This is a genomic window from Kribbella sp. NPDC050124, assembly GCF_044460355.1.
Lineage (GTDB): Bacteria > Actinomycetota > Actinomycetes > Propionibacteriales > Kribbellaceae > Kribbella.
Genome location: NZ_JBITJU010000021.1, coordinates 155,452 through 177,620 on the forward strand (window position 1 = coordinate 155,452; position 22,169 = coordinate 177,620).

18 protein-coding genes and 1 pseudogene are annotated in these 22,169 nt (G+C 68.9%); 12 read left to right on the plus strand and 7 right to left on the minus strand.

Annotated elements, in window-relative coordinates:
• Positions 1-31 precede the first annotated feature (31 nt).
• Positions 32-1,266, plus strand: a pseudogene (locus tag ACIBL3_RS35520) (DUF2252 domain-containing protein).
• 100 nt (positions 1,267-1,366) lie between these two features.
• A complete protein-coding gene (locus tag ACIBL3_RS35525; protein WP_396358254.1) occupies positions 1,367-3,247 on the plus strand; it encodes a glycoside hydrolase family 76 protein in 1,881 nt (626 codons plus the stop codon).
• A 66-nt stretch (positions 3,248-3,313) separates the two neighbouring features.
• Here the strand turns inward: ACIBL3_RS35525 and glnA are convergent, their stop codons facing one another.
• On the minus strand, positions 3,314-4,738 hold the full coding sequence (gene glnA, locus ACIBL3_RS35530; RefSeq protein ID WP_396358255.1) for a type I glutamate--ammonia ligase: 1,425 nt from the start codon (positions 4,736-4,738) through the stop codon (positions 3,314-3,316).
• A 191-nt stretch (positions 4,739-4,929) separates the two neighbouring features.
• Here glnA and ACIBL3_RS35535 point away from each other — a divergent pair, with 191 nt between their 5' ends.
• Positions 4,930-5,391 carry an RDD family protein gene (locus ACIBL3_RS35535; RefSeq protein ID WP_396358256.1) on the plus strand — a complete coding sequence of 154 codons (462 nt, stop codon included), beginning with the start codon at positions 4,930-4,932 and terminating at the stop codon, positions 5,389-5,391.
• A gap of 3 nt (positions 5,392-5,394) precedes the next feature.
• Here the strand turns inward: ACIBL3_RS35535 and ACIBL3_RS35540 are convergent, their stop codons facing one another.
• The 3 genes from ACIBL3_RS35540 to lipA all read right to left on the minus strand — a co-directional run bounded on the left by ACIBL3_RS35540 (position 5,395) and on the right by lipA (position 8,534).
• Positions 5,395-6,690 (minus strand): class I SAM-dependent methyltransferase, encoded by a 1,296-nt coding sequence (locus ACIBL3_RS35540; RefSeq protein WP_396358257.1) that lies wholly within the window; start codon positions 6,688-6,690, stop codon positions 5,395-5,397.
• A gap of 174 nt (positions 6,691-6,864) precedes the next feature.
• The gene (locus ACIBL3_RS35545) at positions 6,865-7,560 is read right to left on the minus strand and encodes a DUF4191 domain-containing protein (RefSeq protein WP_396358258.1); all 696 of its coding nucleotides are present in this window, start codon (positions 7,558-7,560) and stop codon (positions 6,865-6,867) included.
• A gap of 17 nt (positions 7,561-7,577) precedes the next feature.
• Positions 7,578-8,534: a lipoyl synthase gene (gene lipA, locus ACIBL3_RS35550; RefSeq protein WP_396358259.1), complete on the minus strand. Its 957-nt coding sequence runs from the start codon at positions 8,532-8,534 to the stop codon at positions 7,578-7,580.
• Positions 8,535-8,591: 57 nt separating this feature from the next.
• Between lipA and ACIBL3_RS35555 the strand changes: the two genes are divergently transcribed.
• Positions 8,592-9,980: a sensor histidine kinase gene (locus ACIBL3_RS35555; protein WP_396358260.1), complete on the plus strand. Its 1,389-nt coding sequence runs from the start codon at positions 8,592-8,594 to the stop codon at positions 9,978-9,980.
• Positions 9,977-10,654 (plus strand): response regulator, encoded by a 678-nt coding sequence (locus ACIBL3_RS35560; protein WP_396358261.1) that lies wholly within the window; start codon positions 9,977-9,979, stop codon positions 10,652-10,654. Before ACIBL3_RS35555 ends, ACIBL3_RS35560 begins: the two co-directional genes overlap by 4 nt.
• Here ACIBL3_RS35560 and ACIBL3_RS35565 read toward each other — a convergent pair.
• Positions 10,612-11,796: a low temperature requirement protein A gene (locus ACIBL3_RS35565; protein WP_396358263.1), complete on the minus strand. Its 1,185-nt coding sequence runs from the start codon at positions 11,794-11,796 to the stop codon at positions 10,612-10,614. The two genes, ACIBL3_RS35560 and ACIBL3_RS35565, sit on opposite strands and share 43 nt — an antisense overlap.
• Positions 11,797-11,929: 133 nt before the next feature.
• Between ACIBL3_RS35565 and ACIBL3_RS35570 the strand changes: the two genes are divergently transcribed.
• The 5 genes from ACIBL3_RS35570 (at position 11,930) to ACIBL3_RS35590 (ending at position 16,171) form a co-directional block, all read left to right on the plus strand.
• Positions 11,930-12,670: an SDR family oxidoreductase gene (locus ACIBL3_RS35570; RefSeq protein WP_396358266.1), complete on the plus strand. Its 741-nt coding sequence runs from the start codon at positions 11,930-11,932 to the stop codon at positions 12,668-12,670.
• Positions 12,667-12,867, plus strand: a complete 201-nt coding sequence (locus ACIBL3_RS35575) for a hypothetical protein (protein ID WP_396358267.1) — start codon at positions 12,667-12,669, stop codon at positions 12,865-12,867. Before ACIBL3_RS35570 ends, ACIBL3_RS35575 begins: the two co-directional genes overlap by 4 nt.
• Positions 12,868-13,045: 178 nt before the next feature.
• The gene (locus ACIBL3_RS35580) at positions 13,046-13,927 is read left to right on the plus strand and encodes an ABC transporter ATP-binding protein (protein ID WP_396358268.1); all 882 of its coding nucleotides are present in this window, start codon (positions 13,046-13,048) and stop codon (positions 13,925-13,927) included.
• Positions 13,924-15,096, plus strand: coding sequence for an ABC transporter permease (locus ACIBL3_RS35585; protein WP_396358269.1), 1,173 nt, complete (start codon positions 13,924-13,926; stop codon positions 15,094-15,096). The genes ACIBL3_RS35580 and ACIBL3_RS35585 overlap by 4 nt, the downstream gene beginning before the upstream one ends.
• Positions 15,097-15,205: 109 nt before the next feature.
• Entirely contained in the window at positions 15,206-16,171 is a 966-nt protein-coding gene (locus ACIBL3_RS35590) for a LysR substrate-binding domain-containing protein (RefSeq protein ID WP_396358270.1), read from the plus strand.
• A gap of 21 nt (positions 16,172-16,192) precedes the next feature.
• Here ACIBL3_RS35590 and ACIBL3_RS35595 read toward each other — a convergent pair whose 3' ends face one another.
• Positions 16,193-17,584, minus strand: coding sequence for a hypothetical protein (locus ACIBL3_RS35595; RefSeq protein WP_396358271.1), 1,392 nt, complete (start codon positions 17,582-17,584; stop codon positions 16,193-16,195).
• Positions 17,585-17,694: 110 nt separating this feature from the next.
• Here ACIBL3_RS35595 and ACIBL3_RS35600 point away from each other — a divergent pair, with 110 nt between their 5' ends.
• On the plus strand, positions 17,695-18,999 hold the full coding sequence (locus tag ACIBL3_RS35600) for a sulfatase-like hydrolase/transferase (protein ID WP_396358272.1): 1,305 nt from the start codon (positions 17,695-17,697) through the stop codon (positions 18,997-18,999).
• 39 nt (positions 19,000-19,038) lie between these two features.
• Here ACIBL3_RS35600 and lipB read toward each other — a convergent pair whose 3' ends face one another.
• Positions 19,039-19,752 carry a lipoyl(octanoyl) transferase LipB gene (gene lipB / locus ACIBL3_RS35605; RefSeq protein ID WP_396358273.1) on the minus strand — a complete coding sequence of 238 codons (714 nt, stop codon included), beginning with the start codon at positions 19,750-19,752 and terminating at the stop codon, positions 19,039-19,041.
• A 132-nt stretch (positions 19,753-19,884) separates the two neighbouring features.
• On the opposite strand from lipB, the gene ACIBL3_RS35610 reads away from it, so the two are divergent.
• Complete coding sequence (locus ACIBL3_RS35610; RefSeq protein ID WP_396358275.1) at positions 19,885-21,429, plus strand: protein kinase; 1,545 nt, start codon at positions 19,885-19,887, stop codon at positions 21,427-21,429.
• Positions 21,430-22,169: the final 740 nt, after the last annotated feature.

A 22,169-nucleotide genomic window follows, 5' to 3' on the forward strand; every position in this document is an offset into this window, starting at 1 on the left:
GCCGGAGCTGGTGCCGATCCGGCACGGCCGGATGCTGGTGTCGCCGTTCACGTTCTATCGCGGTGCGGCACTGGTCATGGCAGCCGACCTCGCACAGACAAGCTCCACGGAGTTGACCGTCCAGTTGTGCGGTGACGCGCACCTGTCCAACTTCGGCGGTACGCCTCGCCGGACCGCCGGCTCGTGTTCGACATCAACGACTTCGACGAGACGCTGCCGGGGCCGTTCGAGTGGGACGTGAAGCGGCTGGCGGCCAGCTTCGTGGTGGCCGGGCGCGATAACGGCTTCAACGCAAAGAAGTGCCACAAGGTCGTGCTGACCGCGGTGCGGAGCTACCGCGAGTCGATGCGCGCCTTCGCGGAGCAGCCGATCCTCGCGGTCTGGTACGCGCGGCTGGACGTCGAGGAAACGGTCACGCAGTACAAGGCCACGATGTCGTCCAAGGAACTGAAGCGGCGCAAGGCCGATCTCAAGGCGGCTGAAGGGCGGCTCGCGAAGGCCTACAGCCGGGACAGTCTGCAGGCGATCGGCAAGTTGACCACGGTGGTCGACGGGCGGCGGCAGATTGTGTCCGACCCGCCCCTGATCGTCCCGCTCACCGAGTTGGCCGGTCTCGACACCGCCGACGTACTCGACCGGTTGCAGAAGCTGATCACGAGCTATCGCGACACTCTGCAGGCGGATCGGCGGCGGCTGCTCGATCATTTCCGGCTCGTGGACGTCGCCCACAAAGTGGTGGGTGTCGGCAGTGTAGGCACCCGGGCGTGGATCCTGCTGCTGGCGTCGACCGTCGAGGACGAAGCCCTTGTCCTGCAGGCCAAACAGGCAGGCCCGTCGGTGCTGAGCGAGTACGCCGGTGCTTCGGAGCACGTCAATCAGGGTGAGCGGGTGGTGGCCGGTCAGCGTCTGATGCAGGGCGCCAGCGACATCTTCCTGGGGTGGCTGCGAGCTGACACTGCGGACGGCGAGCAGGACTACTACGTCCGCCAACTCCGCGACTGGAAGATGTCCGCCGACATCGAAGCCATGACCCCAGCCGCCATGGACCTGTACGCCCGGCTTTGCGGCTGGACGCTGGCCCGGGCTCATGCCCGCTCAGGTGATCGCTACGCGATCGCGGCGTACCTGGGTCAGTCCGACCGCTTCGACCACGCGGTCGCGGACTTCGCCACGACGTACGCGGACCAGAACGAGCGCGACCATGCCGCGCTCGCCGCCGCGGCCAGTTCCGGCCGGGTGGCGGCTCAGGACCCGCTGGAGCATTGACATCGTTGTCTGCTGCGACGACGATACTGCCGCGGGACCCGATGAAACGTTTCCAACCTCGGTCAGCCGAGCCGCCCTGAAGCACTCGAGGAGATCCGTCATGAGTCGTTCGCGCGTTCTGTGCGCATTCCTGGCCGGCGCGGTCGCGCTGACCGTCGGGCTGGTGTCGCCACCGGCTGCCGGAGCCGATTCGGCGGGAGGTGCCGCCGGCCCGACTGCCACGGCGCGGGCCCGGGTCGCCGCCGATGTCCTGATGAGTTCGTACGAGCCGGTGAAGGCGTGGTTTCCGTCGAGCTGGTGGAACTCCGCCGTCGCGCTGCAGACGATCGGCGACTACATGCAGCGCACCGGAGATCGCCGGTACCTGCAGCAGCTGGACAACACGTTCGAGAAGGACAAGGGCGTGTTCCCGGCCGGCTACCTGTCGGGCGACCCGCTGCTCGGCAACTTCACCAGCCGCGCCATCGACGACTCCGAGTGGTGGGCGCTGACCTGGATCCAGACGTACGACCTCACCAAGAACCCCAAGTACCTCGACATGGCGGTCACGATCGCCGAGTACGTCGAAGACTACTGGGACGACACGTGTGGCGGCGGTGTCTGGTGGGACGCCGAGCGGACCTACAAGAACGCCGTCACCAACGGACTCTGGATCCGGCTCACCGCCGAGCTGCACAACCGGATCCCCGGTGACCAGCACTGGCTCGGCCGCGCGCAGGAGGGCTGGAACTGGTTCACCGGCAGCGGCATGATCAACTCCGCCGGCCTGGTCAACGACGGCCTGAACAGCGGCACCTGCCAGAGCAACAACGACACGGTGTGGACCTACAACCAGGGCCTGGCGATCGGAGCCGGTTTCGAGCTCTACCGGGCGACCCGAAACCCGCAGCTGCTGACCACCGTACGGCGATTGGCCGACGCGGCGATCGGCACCGGGGGACTGACCTCGAACGGCGTTCTGACCGAGTCCTGCGAGGCTCCGGGCCGGTCCTGCGACGACAACCAGAAGCAGTTCAAGGGCATCTTCCTGCGCTACTGGATGGACCTCACCGACACCACTGACGACCCCCGGTACGACGCCTTCCTGGCCAAGCAGGCCGCCTCCGTCTGGGATCAGGACCGCGATGCTGCCGGACGGCTCGGCCTGCGATGGGCCGGCGGCAGTTCGAACGTCTTCGACTGGCGTACTCAGGCCAGTGCGCTCAGCGCCCTGATTGCCGCCGTACCGACGCCGGCGCCGACGCGATCGCTATCGGCAACAGTGACGCCGGCCCAGCCGGTGGTGATGCCCGCGACCGGCAGCGCGACGCATGTCGAACTCCAGGCTGGGCTCCAGGCCACTGCGCCGGCAGGGCAGTCGATCACGGCCGACGTGCGGGCCTCGGGTCCCTCCGGTTGGACCGTGACCCCGAGCCGGAAGACCGTGACGCTGCGCCCGAGCGGGAACGCCGTACCTGCTCGGACGACCGTTGACCTGGATGTGGCGATTCCCGCCGGCACGCCGGATGGCCGTTACCTGGTGAACGTGACCGCTACGTCCGGCCCGCTGCTGTCGTTCACCACGCAGGCCGAGATCCTGATCGCGCACACCGTGGACTTCGACACCGGTACGGCGGCCGAGAACCCGTGGTTGTGGGACGCCGACGGCTCCCAGAGCAATGGCGTCCAGAACCGCTTCGCTGACGGCAACTCGTACTTCGTGTACCGCTTCCCGTTCCCGTCGGACACGACCTCGGCCTCGGTGACGCTGACGATCGACAACGAGTTCGTCGTCCAGGCGAGCGGCGACGGTCAGCAGTGGACCACGGTCGGGATCGAGACCCAGCAGATCCACGACGGCGAGAACAAAGCGGCCCGCACGTACGACCTCACGCCGTACCTCGGCCCGTCCAAGACCGGCTACGTCCGCATCGCCGACTCCTTCCCCAACGACGGCTGGGGCGGCCGCGTCTACCACGTCACCGCGACATACACCGGCTGACCAACAGCAACAAGACGGCCGGCCCGGGACTCGCGTTCCGGGCCGGCCGTTGTGGTGCGGGGTAACTCAGACGTCGTAGTAGAGCTCGAACTCGTGCGGGTGCGGGCGGAGCTGGATCGGGGCGATCTCCTGCTCGCGCTTGAGGTCGATCCAGGTCTCGATCAGGTCCTCGGTGAAGACGCCACCCTCGAGCAGGAAGTCGTGGTCGGCCTCGAGGGAGTCGATTACGGCCGGCAGCGAAGTCGGCACCTGGGCGATACCCGCGTGCTCCTCCGGCGGCAGCTCGTACAGGTCCTTGTCGACCGGCTCGGCCGGCTCGATCTTGTTGCGGATACCGTCCAGACCGGCCAGCAGTTGGGCCGAGAAGGCCAGGTACGGGTTGGCGGACGGGTCGGGGCAACGGAACTCGATCCGCTTCGCCTTCGGGTTCGAGCCGGTGATCGGGATCCGGATGCAGGCGGACCGGTTGCGCTGCGAGTACACCAGGTTGACCGGCGCCTCGAAGCCCGGCACCAGGCGGTGGTAGGAGTTCACCGTCGGGTTGGTGAAGGCCAGCAGCGACGGGGCGTGCTTGAGCAGACCGCCGATGTACCAGCGGGCCACGTCGGACAGGCCGCCGTACCCGGACTCGTCGTAGAACAGCGCCTCGCCGTTGGAGAACAGCGACTGGTGGCAGTGCATGCCCGAACCGTTGTCACCGAAGATCGGCTTCGGCATGAAGGTCGCGGTCTTGCCAGCCGCCCAGGCGGTGTTCTTGACGATGTACTTGAACTTCTGCAGGTTGTCCGCGGTCTTCAGCAGCTCGTCGAAGCGGAAGTTGATCTCCGCCTGACCCGCGGTGCCGACCTCGTGGTGGGCGCGCTCGACCAGCAGGCCGGACTTCTCCAGGTTCAGCGTGATGTCGTCACGCAGGTCGCCGAAGTGGTCGGTCGGCGCGACCGGGAAGTAACCGCCCTTGTAGCGGACCTTGTAGCCGCGGTTGCCGCCGTCCTCGACCCGGCCGGTGTTCCAGGCGCCGGCGACCGAGTCGATCGAGTAGTAGCCGGAGTTCTGCTTGGTCTCGAACCGGACATCGTCGAAGACGTAGAACTCGGCCTCGGGCGCGAAGAACGCAGTGTCGGCGATGCCGGTCGACTTCAGGTACTCCTGCGCCTTGCGGGCGATGTTGCGCGGGTCGCGGCTGTAGGCCTCGCCGGTCAGCGGGTCGTGCACGAAGAAGTTGATGGCCAGCGTCTTCGTCCCACGGAACGTGTCGAGGAAGGCGGTGGTCGGGTCGGGCAGCAGCTTCATGTCGGACTCGTGGATCTGCTGGAACCCGCGGACCGACGAACCGTCGAACATCAGGCCCTCTTCGAAGACCTCAGGGCCGAACGACGACACCGGGACGGTGAAGTGCTGCATGATGCCCGGCAGGTCAGAGAACCGGACATCGATGATTTCGATGCCTTCGTCCTTGACGTAGGCGAGCAGCTCCTCAGCGCTGGAAAACATACGTACTCCTCGGGGTGGCTCAGAGATTGCATCTGAACGTAGGGCCCCCCGGTTTCCCCGCGGTGACCCTGATGTTTCGCGGATGTTACGCCCAGCGTGTCCGCTCTGACCCACTGGTGTACGACGGTTACGCCCTGAGATATCCCGGTCCGCTGTGACCGGCGTCCGGACGTGTCCGTAGGCTAGCCATCATGGCACCATCCGCGCAGCCTGGCACAGGACCCACCGAAGAATTCCGGTTTCCGGGCAACCGCCTGGGGCTGCCCGAGGACGGCCCGGGCGCGGTCGCGGGCTGGGGCCGCCGCGTCCTCGCGCTGTTCGTGGACTGGCTGATCGCCGGGCTGGTCGCGTCCGCGATCACGTCCAAGCCGATGTGGGCGGGCGGCAACGACTACACCACGTCGCAGCTGATCACGTTCTTCGCGATGACAGCGATCCTGACCGGCCTGCTCGGCTACACGATCGGTCACCGCATCTGCGGACTCCGGGTGGCGCCGGTCCGCGGCAACACCACCCACACCGCGCCACCGGGGCTGGTGGCCGGCCTGATCCGCGCCCTCCTGCTCTCCCTGCTCATCCCCGCCGTCGTCTACGACCGCGACCGCCGGGGTCTCCACGACCGGGCTGCCAGCACAGTCGTCGTACGGCGGTAGGCGTCAGCGCCTCGTCAGCCGGAGTTGCACGTCGTCCAGGTACCCGGTGCGGAAGCCGGCCTCGGAGTACGCCAGGTAGAACTCCCACATCCGCCGGAACGTCTCGTCGAACCCGAGCCGGGCGATCTCCGGCCAGCGCTCGATGAACCGGTTCCGCCAGATCCGCAGCGTGCGGGCGTAGTCGGCGCCCAGGTGCCGGAGCACCTCGGGGCGAAGCCCGGTGTGCCGGGCGGTGACGTCCTCGATCACCTTGATCGACGGGATCAGGCCGCCGGGGAAGATGTACTTCTGCACCCAGGTGAAGGTGTTCCGGGTGGCCAGCATCCGCGCGTGCGGCATCACGATCGCCTGCACCACGGCCACCCCGCCGGGCGCCAGCCGCCGCTCGATCGCGTCGAAGTAGACCGGCCAGTACTTCTCGCCGACCGCCTCGATCATCTCCACGCTCAGCACGGCGTCGAACTCGCCGATCTGGTCGCGGTAGTCACGCAGCGCGACCTGCACCCGGTCGCCGACCCCGGCTTCGGCAACCATGCGCTGCGCCAGCAACGCCTGCTGCGAGGCGATGGTGATCGCGGTCACCCAGGCTCCGCGCTGGGCGGCGCGGATCGCGAGGCTGGCCCAGCCGCAGCCGATGTCGAGCACCCGTGACCCGGACACGACTCCGGCGGCGTCGAGGATCGCGTCGAGCTTGTTCAGTTGCGCTCGGGTGAGTTCGTCGTACGACGCCGTCGCGAGCTCGGCCGCGGACGTGCCCAGCCCGGGGTCGCCGAAGTACGCCGCCGAGTAGGTCAGGGTCGGGTCGAGGAACTCCGAGAACATCGGGTTGCTCAGGTCGTAGTGCCGGCTGACGTTCTCCCGGGCGCCGGCCCGGTCGTTCTCCTGGTCGCCGGGCTGGGACCGGGTGACCAGCCAGCGCAGCGACTGGGCCCATTTCGGCAGCAGGTGCCGGGTCTCCTCGTTGCTGAACCGCTCCGCGAACGGGACCAGCAGGTCGGCCAGGTCGGTCCCGGGCTCCGGGTCCCAGTCGCCGGCCAGGTAGGCCTCGCCGAACCCGGACCCGGCGTCGTGCCCGAGCCGGTCGAGGAAGGCGGACGTCCGGTGCACGCGCATCGCCGGACCGCCCAGCCCGTACGACCGATTGCTGTCCAGGTGGATCGTGGCCGGCAGCTCCTTCGCGATCATCCGGATCGCGGCCGCCGCGCCGGCCCGGCGGACCGGGTTCGACCGCGGGCGGGCCAGCGTGGGCCACGTCTCGGTCGCCGGCTGGTGCACAGCCACCGGCAGGAGATCCGTCATGGTCGTCAACCTCGTGTCCTCGATCCGTTCTGGTCGCACCTTAAGGCCAACCAGCCACCCCACAGCGCGACACGAAGGCACACACGTGCCACGTCACGACAGATCAACTGCTGAGCGGCTGCCGAGTTACCGGCAGCTCACTCAGAGAGAGCCCCCAGCCCTCCTTGGCCCGACTCAGCGGCCCTTCATGGCCTGGCGGGCGCCCTTCAGACTGGTCGGAATCGGGCCCTTCGGCATCGGCACCTGCGGGCGGACGGCGTCCAGCGCCTTGAGCCGCTGCAGCAGGTCGGTGATCTCGGACGGCTGCAGCGCGGCCGGCAGCTTCATCACGTGCTTGGTCAGCTTGCGGATGTCGATCTCGTCCTCGCCCTGACCGGCCACGATCTGGATCACCGGCGCGCCGCCGGCCACCCGGGTGTGCTTCTTGCCCTCCGCCTGCAGCAGGTTCTTCACCCGGCTCGCCTGGCCCTCGCCGACCAGCACGATGCCCGGCCGGCCGACCACGCGGTGCACGATGTCGGCGTTCTTGGTGACCGCGACCGCGGGCGTCACGTTCCAGCCGCGGCGCAGCGTCTGCAGCGCGGACGCGGCCGCACCGGCCTGCCCCTCGATCTGGCTGTAGGCCGCCTTCTCCACCCGGCGGCCGAAGATGATCGTGGTGACCAGGAACGCGATCGCCACACCCAGCGGCAGCCAGACCAGCAGCGGCCCGACGAAGACGGCGAGCACCGCGAACACGGCGACGATGCCGAGGAAGATCCCGGCGAGCACCAGTCCGATCTTCGGGTCGGACTTCTTGGTCAGCTGGTACGCCGACCGGATCTGCTTGAGCCGGCTGGTCTTCTCGGCGGGCGCGTCGTTCTTGGCCATCTCTCCCGGATCCCTGTTTATGCGTTCTGTGCGGCGTTGGAGGCCGCGGAGCTCATCCGCGACTCCACAGCCTGACGGTACAGCCGACCGGCCCGGTACGACGAACGCACGAGCGGACCGGACATGACGCCGACGAAGCCGATGGCCTCCGCCTCGGCCTGCAGCTCGACGAACTCCTCGGGCTTGACCCACCGCTCGACCGGGTGGTGCCGCACCGAGGGGCGCAGGTACTGGGTGATGGTGATGATCTCGCAGCCGGCGTCGTGCAGGTCGCGCAGTGCCTGGCTGACCTCGTCGCGGGTCTCGCCCATGCCGAGGATCAGGTTCGACTTGGTCACCAGGCCGTAGTCGCGGGCCTGGGTGATGACGTTCAGCGAGCGCCCGTAGCGGAACCCGGGTCGGATCCGGCGGAAGATCCGCGGCACCGTCTCCACGTTGTGCGCGAACACCTCGGGCCGCGACGAGAACACCTCGGCCAGCTGCTCGGGGACGGCGTTGAAGTCGGGCGCGAGCATCTCGACGCCGGTGCCGGGGTTCAGCTCGTGGATCTGGCGGATCGTCTCCGCGTACAGCCAGGCGCCGCCGTCCTCGAGGTCGTCACGCGCGACGCCGGTCACGGTCGCGTAGCGCAGGCCCATGGTCCGGACCGACTCGGCGACCCGGCGCGGCTCGTCACGGTCCAGCGCCTCGGGCTTGCCGGTGTCGATCTGGCAGAAGTCACAGCGCCGGGTGCACTGGTCGCCGCCGATCAGGAAGGTGGCCTCGCGGTCCTCCCAGCACTCGAAGATGTTCGGGCAGCCGGCCTCCTGGCACACCGTGTGCAGCTGCTCGGACTTCACCAGCTTCTGCAGTGCCTGATATTCCGGGCCCATCTTCGCCCGGGTCTTGATCCACTCGGGTTTGCGCTCGATCGGGGTCTCCGCGTTGCGCACCTCGAGCCTGAGCAGTTTCCGTCCTTCTGGGGCGATCGTCACGCCCTCCAGAGTACGCGTCCCTCGGACAGCACCGATCGGCCCGTAGGGTGATGGACTATGTCGACCACGGCCGAGTCCCCGGCCGAGCGCCGTACCGGGGAAGTGAAGGTGTCCGAGCCGGGGACGCCGCCTGCGACCGGCACCACCGTCCGGGGCTGGATCCGGCCCGCGCCGACGGCCAAGGAGCAGAGGTACGACGTCCTGCTGGGGCTCGGGATGGCGGTCGCGGGCGTGATCGGGGCCGAGTTGGCTCGCGGGGTAGCGCCGAACCCGGTCAGCCTGGGCATCGGCGGGGTCGAGGCGTACGTGCTGAGCGCGGCGATCGCGCTGCCGCTGTGCTTCCGGCGCCGCTGGCCGATCCCGGTGCTGCTGATCGTGTCCGTGCTCTTCGTGGTCGCCGGTGAGCGGGCCACCTTCGCGTTCGCCAGCAACCTGGTCACCCAGGCAGCTCAGTTCATGGCGATCTACGCGGCGGTCGCCTGGTCGCGGGACCGGCGGCTGATGAAGGCCGCGGTCGGTCTCGTTTTCGTCGGGATGTTCGGCTGGCTCGTGCTCAGCTTCGTCAAGGCGCTGCAGAACGACGACTTCAAAGGCGCCAACGACGGCGTGCTCTCGCCGTACGTCTCCGGGGTGATCCTCACCCTCGCCCTGAACGTCCTCTACTTCTTCGGCGCCTACTTCTGGGGGCGGACGGCGTGGGGTACGGCGCGGCAGCGGTACGAACTGGAGCAGCAGGCGGCGGAGCTCGCCTCGCAGCAGCAGGCCAACGCCCGGCGCGCGGTGATCGACGAGCGGCTCCGGATCTCGCGGGAGTTGCACGACGTCGTCGCCCACCACATCAGCAGCATCGGCGTCCAGGCCGGGGGAGCACGACGGGTGATGGACACCGATCCGGATGCCGCCAAGAACGCGCTCAGTGTGATCGAGGACTCCAGCCGTACGGCGGTCAACGAGATGCGTCAGCTGCTCGGCATGCTCCGTGCGGCCGACCCCGACCTCGACGTCGACTCGCCGGCCGCAAAGGAACCGCAGGCCGGCGCCGACCGGCTGCCCGCGCTGATCGCCGACGTCAACGGCGAGGGCCTGTCGGTCGGGTTCCACCAGATCGGCCAGCCGGTGCAGTTGCCGGAGACGGTGTCGGTCTCGGTCTACCGGATCGCCCAGGAGGCGCTGACCAACGTACGACGACACTCGACCGCCCGGAGCGCCCACATCACACTGCGTTATCTCGGTGACTCGGTGGAGTTGGAGGTGATCGACGACGGCCGCCCGAAGCACGCGCCGGTCGGCAGCCGGCTCGGCCACGTCGGCATCCGTGAGAGGGTCGGACTCCTCGGTGGCGAGACCGAGATCGGACCGCGCCCGGTCGGCGGCTTCCGGGTCCGGGTCCGGATCCCGCTCGACCCGCAGAACCGCCCGCTGGCCCAGGAGGAGAACCCGGCATGACTGAGACCGCCGCCCCGATGCGCGTGCTGCTGGTGGACGACCAGGATCTGGTCCGCGCCGGGTTCCGGATGATCCTGTCGGTCGAGCCGGACATCGAGGTGGTCGGTGAGGCCTCCGACGGGGAGAAGGCGATCGAGCTCGCGCTCGGGCTGCGGCCGGACGTCGTCCTCATGGACGTCCAGATGCCCGGCATGGACGGGATCACCGCGACCCAGCGGATCGTCGCGGCGGACGCCGGCAAGGTCGTCATCCTGACCACGTTCGACCGCGACGACTACCTGTTCGAGTCGCTCGGCGCCGGGGCCAGCGGGTTCCTGCTGAAGAACACCGCGCCGGAGGACCTGGTCGACGCGATCCAGGTGGTGCACTCGGGTCACGCGCTGCTCGCCCCCGAGGTGACCCGGCGCGTGATCAAGCGGTTCACCGGCGGCGGCGAGCGCGTCTACCGGCCGGACCTGCTCGAGGAGCTGACCGACCGCGAGCGCGAGGTGCTCGGCCTGATCGCCCGCGGCCTCACCAACACCGAGATCGCCTCCCAGCTGTACGTCGGCGAGGCCACCGTCAAGACCCACGTCTCCCGGGTCCTGCTCAAGCTCGGCCTCCGCGACCGGGTCCAGGCCGTCGTCTTCGCCTACGAGTGCGGACTGGTGACCCCGGGCGACGACGCCGGCTGATTCGCGCGGACGATCACCAGGGCGGCGATCAGTACGGCGACGCCCGAAACCGCAACCACCACGGCGACCGGCGGCAGGACGAGCGGCAGCAGCAGGATGATCACGACGCTGCTCACGATCAAGGCCGGTGAGATGACCGGCGGGTCGATGATCGGCGCGTGCACCAGCCAGAGGGTGAGCAGGTAGACCGCGACCGGGATCGCGACGGCGAACCCGACGGTCGTCGAGGTGGTGTGGTGCGCAGCCTCCTCGACGGCGACCTCTAGCCCGGCGCCGACCGCGGCCAAAGCGGCGAACAGGAAGAAGTGACCGTAGCCCCACCGGTACGACGCGGTTCGTCGCTTGCTCAGACCGTGGCCGGCGGGGTGCAGGAAGTACAGCCACCACAGCGCGAAGAGCAGGACCAGCCCGGCAGCCGCGACGAGGATGAACGAGCTGCTCATGTCTCCTGCCGCGAGCGCCCGCTGGACGCCGCGACTGGCCGCGAGGACGCTCTCGCCGAGCAGGATGATCACGAACAGGCCGTAGCGCTCCGCGATGTGGTGCGGATGCCAGTTGGTGGCCCGCGGTCGCTCCGCCCACAACGGTCCGGCGAGCTCCAGCGCAACCAGCAGGACGAACAGCCACAACGCCATGTGGGTCAGTAGCAGCGTCAGGATCCAGCACACGTTGAGGATCAGGATCCCGCTGCCGTAGCGGAACGCCGTACGGCGCCGCTCCGGGTCCTCGTAGCCGGCCCGGAACCACAGGGCGGCCAGGCCGATCCGCATGATCAGGTAGCCGAACGGCACGGCGCGGTAGTCCGACTCCGCGATCGCGGCCGGGACGCCGGCCGCCAGCACGAGCACCCCGGCCATCTGGAGCATCGTCAGCAGCCGGTAGAGGACGTCGTCGGTGTCGTAGGAGGAGGCGAACCAGGTGAAGTTCATCCAGGCCCACCAGATGCAGAAGAACACCATCAGGAACTCGACCGCCGCGGGGTGACCGTCGGCGATGCCGTGCGCGAACTCGGCGGTCACGGCGGCGACCGCGACCACGAAGGTGAGGTCGAACAGCAGCTCCAGCGGGCTCGCGGTGCGGTGCGGTTCGTCGATCGGCCGGGCCGTCATCCGGATCCGGAAGCGGCTGGGTGCAGTGGGCAACGTTCTGGGTCCTCTCCGTCTCCGAACGAAGACCGGACAGGGTCGCCGAATGTGACCGTCACAAGCCGGCGGGCTGTCTTGTCATAGCTCGCGACGGGTCGCCAGCGGGGTGCCCGGGGACAGGAGAGTGGCTGTGAAGATCGTGGTGATCGGTGGCACGGGGCTGATCGGTTCGAAGGTGATACGTCGGTTCGAGGCACACGGGCACGAGGCCGTCGCGGCGGCGCCGAACACCGGGGTGAACACTCTCACCGGCGAGGGGCTGGCCGAGGCGCTGGTGGGCGCTTCTGTGGTTGTCGACCTCTCCAACTCGCCGTCGTTCGAGGCCAAGGCGGTGATGGACTTCTTCACCACGTCCACCACGAACCTGCTCGCCGCGGAGGCCGAGGCTGGCGTGGGCCACCACGTCGCGTTGTCGATCGTCGGCACCGAGCGGATGCCGGAGAACGGCTACTTCGCCGCCAAGCTGGCGCAGGAGAAGCTCATCAAGGAGTCCGGGATCCCGTACTCGCTGGTGCACGCGACCCAGTTCTTCGAGTTCGTCAAGGCGATCGCGGACAGTGCGACGCAGGAGGACGGCGTGCACATCCCACCGGTGGGGTGGCAGCCGATGGCCGGTGACGACGTCGCCGACCAGGTCGCCAAGACGGCGGTCGGCGAGCCGCTGAACGGGCGCCGCGACATCGCCGGACCGGACCGGTACCGGATGGACGAGTTCTTCAGCAAGGCGCTGGCCGAGATGGGCGACAAGCGAGAGGTGATCACGGACGCCGACGGAACCTACTTCGGCTCCAAGGTGAAGGAGGACTCGCTGGTCCCGATCGGCGAGGCCACGCTCGGCCGGATCCACTACGGCGAGTGGAGCCCGTCGTGAGCGGCGACTTCCTGAACGAGCTCCAGCACGAGGTCGAGGCAGACCTGAGCATGGTCGAGGCCAGCCACCCGGAAGAGCAGGCCGCGCTGCCGCCGACCGAGTGGACGACCGACCCGGCGGAACTCGCCTACGAGCAGGCCGCCGAGCGCAGCCTGCTCGGCGCCGTCGAGACGCTGGAGGGCGACGCCACAGCCTGACCTCCCCCGGTCGGCCCCCACCGGTGGTGACCAGGTCCGCCGTACGGATGACCTGCGTGATCACCCTGGGGGCCGACGTGTGTGTGGGCACCGTGTCACTAACTTTGAACTACTTCCGAGCGGAAGCGGTCAGGCGTGGGCCTGGCCGAGGGGGCCGAGGTGACAGGAACGGTGACGGATGCTGAGGGTGGCTGGGCTGACCCGGCGATTCGGTGAGCAGCTGGCGCTGGACGACGTGAGTTTCGACGTCGTGCCAGGACGGATGACCGGGTTCGTCGGGGCGAACGGGGCCGGTAAGACGACGACGATGCGGATCATCCTCGGCGTGCTGGGCGCGACCGCGGGGACGGTGCACTGGCGCGGCGAGACGTTGACCAACGAGGTACGGCGTGACTTCGGTTACATGCCGGAGGAGCGCGGGCTGTACCCGAAGATGAAGATCCGCGACCAGCTGGTGTTCTTCGGCCGGCTGCACGGGCTGGACCCGGACCGCGCGGCCGAGCGGACCGACAAGCTGCTCGAGCGACTCGGGCTGGGGGAGCGGGCGACCGACGTACTGGAGACGCTGTCGCTCGGCAACCAGCAGCGGGTGCAGATCGCCGCGGCGCTGGTGCACGAGCCGATCGCGCTGGTCCTCGACGAGCCGTTCAGCGGCCTCGACCCGCTCGCGGTCGACGCGATGGTGGACCTGCTCCGCGAGGAGGTCACCGCCGACGTGCCCGTGCTGTTCTCCAGCCACCAGCTCGAGCTGGTCGAGCGACTCTGCGACGACCTCGTCGTACTCTCCCGCGGCAAGGTCGTTGCCGCAGGCCCCGTTGCCGAGCTGGCCGCCGGGCCGTCGCTGACCTACCGGCTCGTGGTCGACGGCGACGCCGGCTGGCTGCGCGACCTCCGCGGCATCCAGGTGCGCGACGTGGCCGGCGGTACGGCGCTCTTCGACGTCGACGACGACGCGGTCACGCAGCACGTTCTGCAGCAGGCGGTCAGCCGCGGACCGGTGCTGGAGTTCGGCCCCGAGCGGGTGGCACTGAGCGACGTCTTCCGGGAGGCGACCCGATGAACGACCGGACCCTGGACCGGGCCTGGGTGCTGATCGCCGAGCGCGAGATCACCACCAAGCTGCGGGACAAGACCTTCCTCGGATCGACCGCGGTGATGCTGGTGCTGGTCCTGGCCGCCGTGATCATTCCCGCGCTCATCGCCGGCAACGGCGGGCCGGACAAGATCGCCGTGATCGACGACGGCGGCGCGCGCGTGGTCCAGCAGGCATCGACCACCAAGGGCGGCGACGGCTACGAGGTCACTCGGGTGGCCGATCGCCCGGCGGCGGAGCAGCTCATCACCGACGGCGAGGTGAAGGCGGCGCTGCTGCCCGGCGCCGACGGGTACGTCGTACTCGGCAAGGACCGGGTCGACAACAGCCTCGAGAGCGCCTTGCGTGAGGCGGCGGTGAACGTCGGGATGGAGCAGAACGCGGCCGAGGCAGGTCTGACGCCTTCGGAGCTGCGCGCCGGTACGAAGGTCGAGCTGGAACTGCTGAAACCTGGGCCGTTGCCCGACGTCGTCGCCGACTTCGTCAACATCGGGCTCGCGCTGGTGTTCTACATGACCGCGCTCGGCTTCGGCATGATGATCGCGCAGAGCGTCGTCCAGGAGAAGGAGAGCCGGGTCGTCGAGATCCTGGCCGCCGCCGTACCGATCCGGTCGCTGCTGTGGGGCAAGGTTCTCGGTAACACCGCGCTCGCGCTGTCCCAGATCGTGGTGATCGCCAGCGCCTCGGTGATCGGCCTGGTCGCGACCGACCAGCTCGACATCCTGAAGGTGGTCGCGCCGGTGGCCGGCTGGTTCGTGGTGTTCTTCGTGTTCGGGTTCGTCGCCCTGGCCGGGTTGTGGGCGGTGGCCGGCTCGCTGGCCACCCGGCAGGAGGACCTCGGGTCGACCACGCTGCCGGGCCAGATGATCCTGATGATCCCGTTCTTCTTCGCGGTGTTCGCCGGGTCGTCGGCCAAGACGATCGCCTCGTTCGTGCCGATCGCGTCGTCGATGGCGATGCCCGGCCGGATGCTGACCGAGAACGTGCCGGTCTGGCAGCCGCTGCTGGCGATCGCGATCCTGCTGGTCACCACGGTCCTGATCGTCCGCCTCGGCGCCCGCCTCTACGAGCGCACCCTGCTCCAAACCGGCCGCCGCCTCGGCTACCGAGAGGCTTTGGCTCTCAAGTCGTCCTGACTTATCGTGATGGCCGGGGCCGGCGTTACAGGTTTGGTCCCGGCTGAGACGAAACCGCAACACTCGGCAACTGTGTGCTGTGTGTGCACCTGGACTACGGTCTCGATGCATGAACGTCGAGCTGCGCCACCTGCGGGTGGTGGTCCTGGTGGCTGAAGCGGGGTCCGTCGGACGGGCCGCCCGCTGGCTGAAGGTCAGCCAGCCGAGCTTGACCGCGCAGCTCAAGCGGATCGAGGCCGCGTTCGGCGGTGAACTGTTCGAACGGTCCCGCACCGGCGTCACCCCGACCGCACTCGGCCGGTACGCCGTCGACCGCGCCCGGGCGATCCTGGTCGACGTCGACCACCTGTCCGCGACCGTGTCGGCGATGACAGCAGTCGAGTCCAGCGCCGTACGGCTCGGTGGGTTCCCGACCGCACCGATGTCCGGCATCGCGTCGCGGCTGCGCGAGCACGGTGAGATCGAGCAGGTCAGCATCGAGGTCGAGTGGTCCACCAGCGTGCTGCTGCAGCAATTGGAGAGCGGGCGGCTCGACTTCGCGCTGCTCCGGGAGTTCCCCGCCTTCGAGCTCCGGATGCCGAACGGTGTCGAGGTGTGCACGGTCGTCGAGTCCGAGTCGGCGTACGTCGTGATGGCTGCCGACCACCCGCTGGCGGTGGCGTCGCGGCACCGCGGTGAGATCGAGCTCTCGGCGCTGTCCGGTGAGGAGTGGATCGGGGAACCGCCGGACGACAGCGGGTTCCACGTGCTGTTCCGGGCCGCCTGTGAGCAGGCCGGGTTCCAGCCGAAGGTCGAGCACCACTCGGTGGACACGTCGGTGCTGATGGGGTTCGTGACGAGTGGTCAGGGCGTGGCGCTGATCTCGCCGACGTCGTACCGGATGCTGTCGAGTGACGTCACCACGCGGACCCTGGTGGGCGACCCGATCCACCGCCGCTTGATGCTGGCGTGGAGCACGGAGTCACCACGGGCGCAGATGGCGCCGGACGTGCTGAAGATGGCGACCGCGGCGTACGACGAAGCCTTCGCAGAACATGCCCGCCGCGACCAGGTCCAACGCATGCACGTGGCCTGATCGCGGCGGATGGTCTTTGGTTCAGGCTCCCGCAGGGCGGATCGTCATCTGCGACGGGTTCTCGAACGCACTGATGAACAGCTCTCCGGTGTCCTCCGGATCATCCATCCGCTCCCTGTACTGCTGCCCCACTTGCTCCTTACCCCCCAAAACCGGCGCCCCCTGAGCCGAGCTCCTCGCCTCCGGCGCCTTCTGCTCCGCCGCCTTCTCGTCCGCCGGCTTGACCTGCTGTGCAGGCTCCTGCTGCGCCACCGTCTCCGGCTGAGCGACTGGCTCCTCCTGCGGCGCCGACTGCTGCGGCGCCGACTGCTGCGGCGCCGGCTCCTGCTGTGCCGCCGGCTGCTGCTGCGGTGCGGGTTGCTGAGGCTCGTCGACCGGCTTCTGCTCAGCTGCCACGACGGTCTCGTCATCATCCGCCTGGACTGGCGCCGACGCGGTCGGCTGCTCGTCCTCGGCATCCGACGGCTCCTGCTGCGCAGCTGACTGCGCCGGCTTCTGCTCTTCCGCCACCACGGTCTGCTCGTCGTCAGCCGTCGTACCCGCCACGGCGCCGCCCCTCACGGGCGCGGAGGCAGTCGGCTGCTCCGCCTCCGCGGGTGCTGCGACCGGCTGCTCGTCATCCGCCTGCACCGGCGCCGCGGCGACCGGCTGCTGCGGGGGAGTGGGCTCCGCGACCGGCACCTGCGTCGTCTCGTCCCCGTCGGTCGGCACCAGCACCGTCTCGTCACTGGAGTAGTTGCCCTGGGCATCCGGCTCGTCGACTCCCGGGTACTGAGCCGTCTGCTCCGCCCCCGACGTCGGGAACGCCGCTGTCTGCTCCTCCGCCTGACTCCGCGGCCGGACCGGCTCCGGGTCCTCGTCGAACAGATCGTCGTACCGGTTGCTGTCCCCGTACGCCCCGCCGTACCCGGCCCCCACCGGATAGGTGCTCCCGGCAACCGGGTACACGGCCGCGGCCTCCTGCTCCGCCTGCGCGGCCTCCTGCTCCCGCTGCAGCCGCTCGGCCTCCGCCCGCTCGCGCCGCCGCCGCTGCGCGCTCCACACGATCAGCTGGATGCCGTACACCAGCGAGATCACCGTCAGGATCGGTACGACGCCGTTCAGCGTGTACTGCTTCGACCCCTCGATCATCCCGGTGGTCACGCCGGGGACGTCGTTGAGGAAGTTCGTCGTCCGGTTCGGGATCCAGAGCCAGCAGTAGACCAGCGTGCCGAACGCGGCGAACGCACCGAGCGCGCCGGCGCCGGAGAAGTACGACACCACCGCCCAGAAGATCAGCGCGCCGATGCCGTAGGCGAGCGCCATCCCCTTCGCATTCAGCTCGATGCCTCCGGGCGCCGCCAGCACTCCGAACACCGCCGGCCCAGCGAACGCGACCGCCACCCCGAGCAAGAACCCAAGAAATTTGGACACACCACCAAGGTAGCGGCGTTGTGCCGCCACGCCCCGCAGACACTTCGCAACCGCCGTCGCCGACACTTCGGGCCGCACACGCGGGCAATCGCTTGCTTAAGGTGGTGGCCGTGAACCGTCCGAACATCCTGGTGGTCCTGTCCGACGAACACACCGGCTCCGCCGCGGGATGGGCCGGGCACCCGCAAGTACGCACGCCGCACCTCGACCGGCTCGCCGCGCAGAGCGTCTCCTTCGACCGCGCCTACACCAACAGCCCGATGTGCGTCCCGTCGCGGCTGTCGTTGATGACCGGGCAGTACGTCCACCAGATCGGGGCCTGGGACAACGGTGTCATCCCCGGCCCGGACTTCCGGTCGTGGGGACATCACCTGCCCGACTACCAGACCGTGATCGCGGGACGCACGCATTTCAACGGTCCGGACCGGTTGCTCGGCTTCGACCGCCGGCTGACCGACGACCTCGACTTCTGGATCGACCACAGCGGTCGCCCACCTCGCCGTACGACGGAATGGCAGCGGCCCACCAACTCGCATGTGACCGAGCACGGCTCCGGCGACCACGTGCACACCCGGCACGACGTCGCGGCGACCGACGCGGCCCTGGAGTTCCTCCGCAACCCTGGGCCGCGGCCGTTCCTGCTCTACGTGGGCTACATGCATCCGCATTTCCCGCTGGTGGCGCCGCCGGAGTTCCGCGATCTCTACGACCCGGCGGACGTCGAACTGCCGCCGACGTGGGACGAGCCCGCGGCTTCGCAGCACCCGGTGATTTCGCTGCTGCGGCACGGATTCCGTAACGACGAGCCGATCACCGAGGACCAGATTCGCGAGGCAACAGTCTGCTATTGGGCGCTGATCAGTCATCTCGACCACCAGATCGGCCGACTCCTCGCCGCCGTACCGGACGACACGGTCGTCATCTACACCAGCGACCACGGCGAGATGGCCGGCCACCACGGGATCTGGCAGAAGCAGTGCTTCTACGAGCCGTCTGTGCGGATCCCGCTGCTGCTGCGGCATCCGTCGCTTGCTCCGGCCCGGAGTACGTCGCACGTCAGCCTGGTCGACGTACTCCCGACTCTCCGCGACATCGCTGCCCTGCCCGCCGACCCCGCCCTACCCGGCCACACTCTCCTGGACCCCGTCGACCGCCCCGTCCTCTCCGAGTACCACGCCCAAGGCATGGTCGACGGCGGCTACATGCTCAAGTCCGGCCGCTGGAAGTACTGCTACTACGGGCCTGCCCATCCACCACAGGTCTTCGACGTCGAAGCCGACCCGCTAGAGCTCCACGACCTGTCCACCGACCAGTCCCTGGTGGCCAAGCTAGACGCCGAGCTGCGCACCCTGCTGAACCCGGATCGCACCGACACACTGGCAAAGCACAACCAGTCCGCCCGCGCGTCCCGCTGACAAGAGGACCCGCACCCAGGCACAACCTCCCGGCAGGGCTCAGACAGTCAACCCATAGGTGATCGACGTCGGCTCCTCCTCATGCCCAATGTCCGGAGTCCGCTCGTACTCTTCCCACGCCAACATCCGCCCAAGATGCCGCCGCACCGGCTCCAGCACCTCGGTCACACCCACATCGCGCCCGAGCTCCTTCGACAACGTGGTCACGTCCGCATCCGAGATCCCACACGGCACGATCCGGTCGAACCACCCCAGATCGTTGTCGCAGTTCAGCGCAAACCCGTGCATCGTCACACCCTGCGCGACCCGGATCCCGATCGCCGCGATCTTCCGCTCCCGGCCACGATCGTCCGCCGCCACCCAGACCCCGCTGCGCCCCTTGACTCGCCCGGTCTTCACCCCGAGCTCGGCACAGACCGCGATCAGCGCCTCCTCCAGCCGCCGTACGTAGTCCACGACGTACACATGTGAGGCCAGCTTCACGATCGGGTAGCCCACCAACTGCCCCGGACCGTGCCAGGTGATCTTCCCACCGCGGTCGACGTCCACCACCGGCGTCCCGTCGAGCGGCCGCTCGTGCGGCTCGGTCCGCTTGCCCGCCGTGTACACCGGTGGATGCTCGAGCAGGATGACCGTGTCCGCACCGGTGCCCGCGGCAACTTCCGCGTGCAGCCGCCGCTGCTCTGCCCACGCGGCCTCGTACTCGACCGCGCCGGCGCCGAATCCGGCCTCCACAAAGCTGATCTCCCTCACGCCCTCGAGTGTATGCGGCCTTCCCAGACGCGGTACGCCGCCGTCCACAGCCCACCGCCGTACGGCGCTCGCCCCGAGCCTCCTGTGGATAACTTCCGGGCCGCCGCACGCGATTCGTGCACTCTCTAGGGCATGGCACTCGAAGACATCGCCGGCTACAGCCTGCGCCGCAAGCTCGGGTCCGGATCGGCCGGCACTGTCTGGCTGGTTCGCGACCGCGCTTCCGGCCGCAACGCCGTGCTCAAACGCGTCCCGATCACCGCGATCTCACACCCGGAGGAGCTCCGTGAACACCTCGGCATCCTGCAGCGCATCGACCATCCACATCTCGCACGCCTGCACGACGTCCGCGAGACGAGCGACGAATGGCTCCTCATCAGCCAGTACGTCGCAGCGGGCACGCTCAGCGCTCTCCTCAGCCGCCGCGGACCGCTCACCTCCGGCGAGCTCGTCACCCTCCTGACCCCACTTGCGGGGGCCCTCACCTACCTCCACCACACCGGCCTCACCCACGGCCACGTGACCCCGACCAACATCATGTTCGACGCCGAAGGCCGCCCGGTCCTCACCGACCCCGCCCTGCACCTCACCGCCCCCACCGACGACCTGGAGTCACTGGCCGACGTTGCCCATCAGTCCGGCGCCGACCCCACCCTGTTCACCCGCGACCGCCTCACCGACCCCCAAACCCTCCTGTCCGTCGCCACCCCCGCCCCCATCAACCTCGCCTTCACGGAGGACCCCACCACCCCAGAGCCCCCAGCGAAGAAGAAGCCGGCACCCCCAGACGACCCGATCGAACACTCCCGCACCCCGCTACCCCCGCGCCCACCAAAGCCGACCGCCGAATCCACCCTCAGCCCCAAACCACCCCAGCCCAAAGCACACCCACGCCTCACCAAGCCCACTCGCCGCAACCCCTCCCGCCGCAACCGCGCCCGCCCATCGCCGCCCAACCCCCTCGACCGCCTGACCGCCCCGAGCCACACGACCACCCCGAGCCACACGACCACCCCGAGCCACACGACCCGTCAACCAACCACCGGCCTGACCCGTCTCGCCCGCCGCCCCACACGCCGCCGAACCTGGCGCCGTAGGAGGCTCAGTCGCCACCCCGTCCTCCGTCACCCGGCGTACGGCGTCCTGGCCGCAGCAGGCCTGGGAGCTGTCGTCGTGCTCATCCTCGGCCTACTGACAGTCGGCGCCCTGGACAACAACCCAGCCGGCACCGCCGCCGCCACCAACCAATCCCCAGCCCCGACCGAACCCACCCCGCCACCCCTGGCCCCAGACCCAGCGAAGTGGACCGAGACCCTCCAAGCCCTGGACACCCAACGAGCAAAGGCTTTCTGGACCCTCGACCCCACCGTGCTCGACACCATCTACGTCCCCGGAACCGCCCCCTGGAAAGCCGACCAAGCCCTCCTCACCACCTACCGCAAACACCACATCCGAATCCGCAACCTCAAGATCCAGATCTCGAACACCACCGTCGAGTCCGAGTCACCCACCACAGTCGTCCTTCACCTCACCGACCACCTCACCACCGGCCAAGCCATCACCCCCACCGGCGCCATCACCAACCTCCCACCCGCCACGCCAACCCCACGCCGCGTCACCCTCACCACCACCCCAACCACCCCGACCTGGCGAATCTCGTCCATCACCTCCGCCTGATCCCGGTGCCCACCTCGCTGGCGCCGCCTGATCCCCGGCGGTACCCCGCCTCACTGGCCGCTTGTTTGACCGCTGGCCTGCTACAGAGCCTGTTGCAAAATGGATTTGGGGCTCTCTGTCCACACCAACACGCCGCGATTTTTCTCGCCGATCGGCCGTCCGCGCTCCACTCAGACAGTGAATTAGGGGTCGATCGGCGCACTGTCCCCACTGAGCTCGATCGGTCGGTGATTCTGCAACAGGCTCTACAACCCGCCAACCGTGCAAGAACCCGCCAGCGGCCCGGGCGGTGTGCGCGCACTGGCGTCGGAGGTCAGCCTGGTTGGCGCCGACTCACGGCAGGTGGACGCCGGCTGCACAGACACCGCTGCGCGGCAGCCGTCCTTCGGCCGCCTGCGGCGGTGCGCGCATCCTGGTGTCGGGCGTCTGCGGGGTCGGCGCCGACTCACGGCAGGTGGGTGCCGGCGCATGGACACCGCTGTGCGGCGGCTGTCGTTGGCCGTCTCCGGCGGTGTGCGCGCGCTGGCGTCACGCGGCGACGTCGTTGTTGTCGGCCACTGCCCGGGGTTGGCTGGAGGTCCAAGAGGCCGCCGCGCGGCTGCGCTCGCATCAGCGGTTGTCCCTCCCACCGTCGGCACTGGTGGGCTGAGGTGCCCCGAGGTTGCCGGACAGCGACCCAACTAAGATTGGGTTGTCTGGAAAGGAAGATCTTTGCCGCGTCCGAAGAGGAGCTTTTCTCC

Excerpts from the sequence above, each read along its gene's own strand:
- ACIBL3_RS35525 (WP_396358254.1), top strand. The coding sequence starts at position 1,367 with ATGAGTCGTTCGCGCGTTCTGTGCGCATTCCTGGCCGGCGCGGTCGCG.
- glnA (WP_396358255.1), bottom strand. The coding sequence starts at position 4,738 with ATGTTTTCCAGCGCTGAGGAGCTGCTCGCCTACGTCAAGGACGAAGGC.
- ACIBL3_RS35535 (WP_396358256.1), top strand. The coding sequence starts at position 4,930 with ATGGCACCATCCGCGCAGCCTGGCACAGGACCCACCGAAGAATTCCGG.
- ACIBL3_RS35540 (WP_396358257.1), bottom strand. The coding sequence starts at position 6,690 with ATGACGGATCTCCTGCCGGTGGCTGTGCACCAGCCGGCGACCGAGACG.
- ACIBL3_RS35545 (WP_396358258.1), bottom strand. The coding sequence starts at position 7,560 with ATGGCCAAGAACGACGCGCCCGCCGAGAAGACCAGCCGGCTCAAGCAG.
- ACIBL3_RS35555 (WP_396358260.1), top strand. The coding sequence starts at position 8,592 with ATGTCGACCACGGCCGAGTCCCCGGCCGAGCGCCGTACCGGGGAAGTG.
- ACIBL3_RS35560 (WP_396358261.1), top strand. The coding sequence starts at position 9,977 with ATGACTGAGACCGCCGCCCCGATGCGCGTGCTGCTGGTGGACGACCAG.
- ACIBL3_RS35580 (WP_396358268.1), top strand. The coding sequence starts at position 13,046 with ATGCTGAGGGTGGCTGGGCTGACCCGGCGATTCGGTGAGCAGCTGGCG.
- ACIBL3_RS35585 (WP_396358269.1), top strand. The coding sequence starts at position 13,924 with ATGAACGACCGGACCCTGGACCGGGCCTGGGTGCTGATCGCCGAGCGC.
- ACIBL3_RS35590 (WP_396358270.1), top strand. The coding sequence starts at position 15,206 with ATGAACGTCGAGCTGCGCCACCTGCGGGTGGTGGTCCTGGTGGCTGAA.
- ACIBL3_RS35610 (WP_396358275.1), top strand. The coding sequence starts at position 19,885 with ATGGCACTCGAAGACATCGCCGGCTACAGCCTGCGCCGCAAGCTCGGG.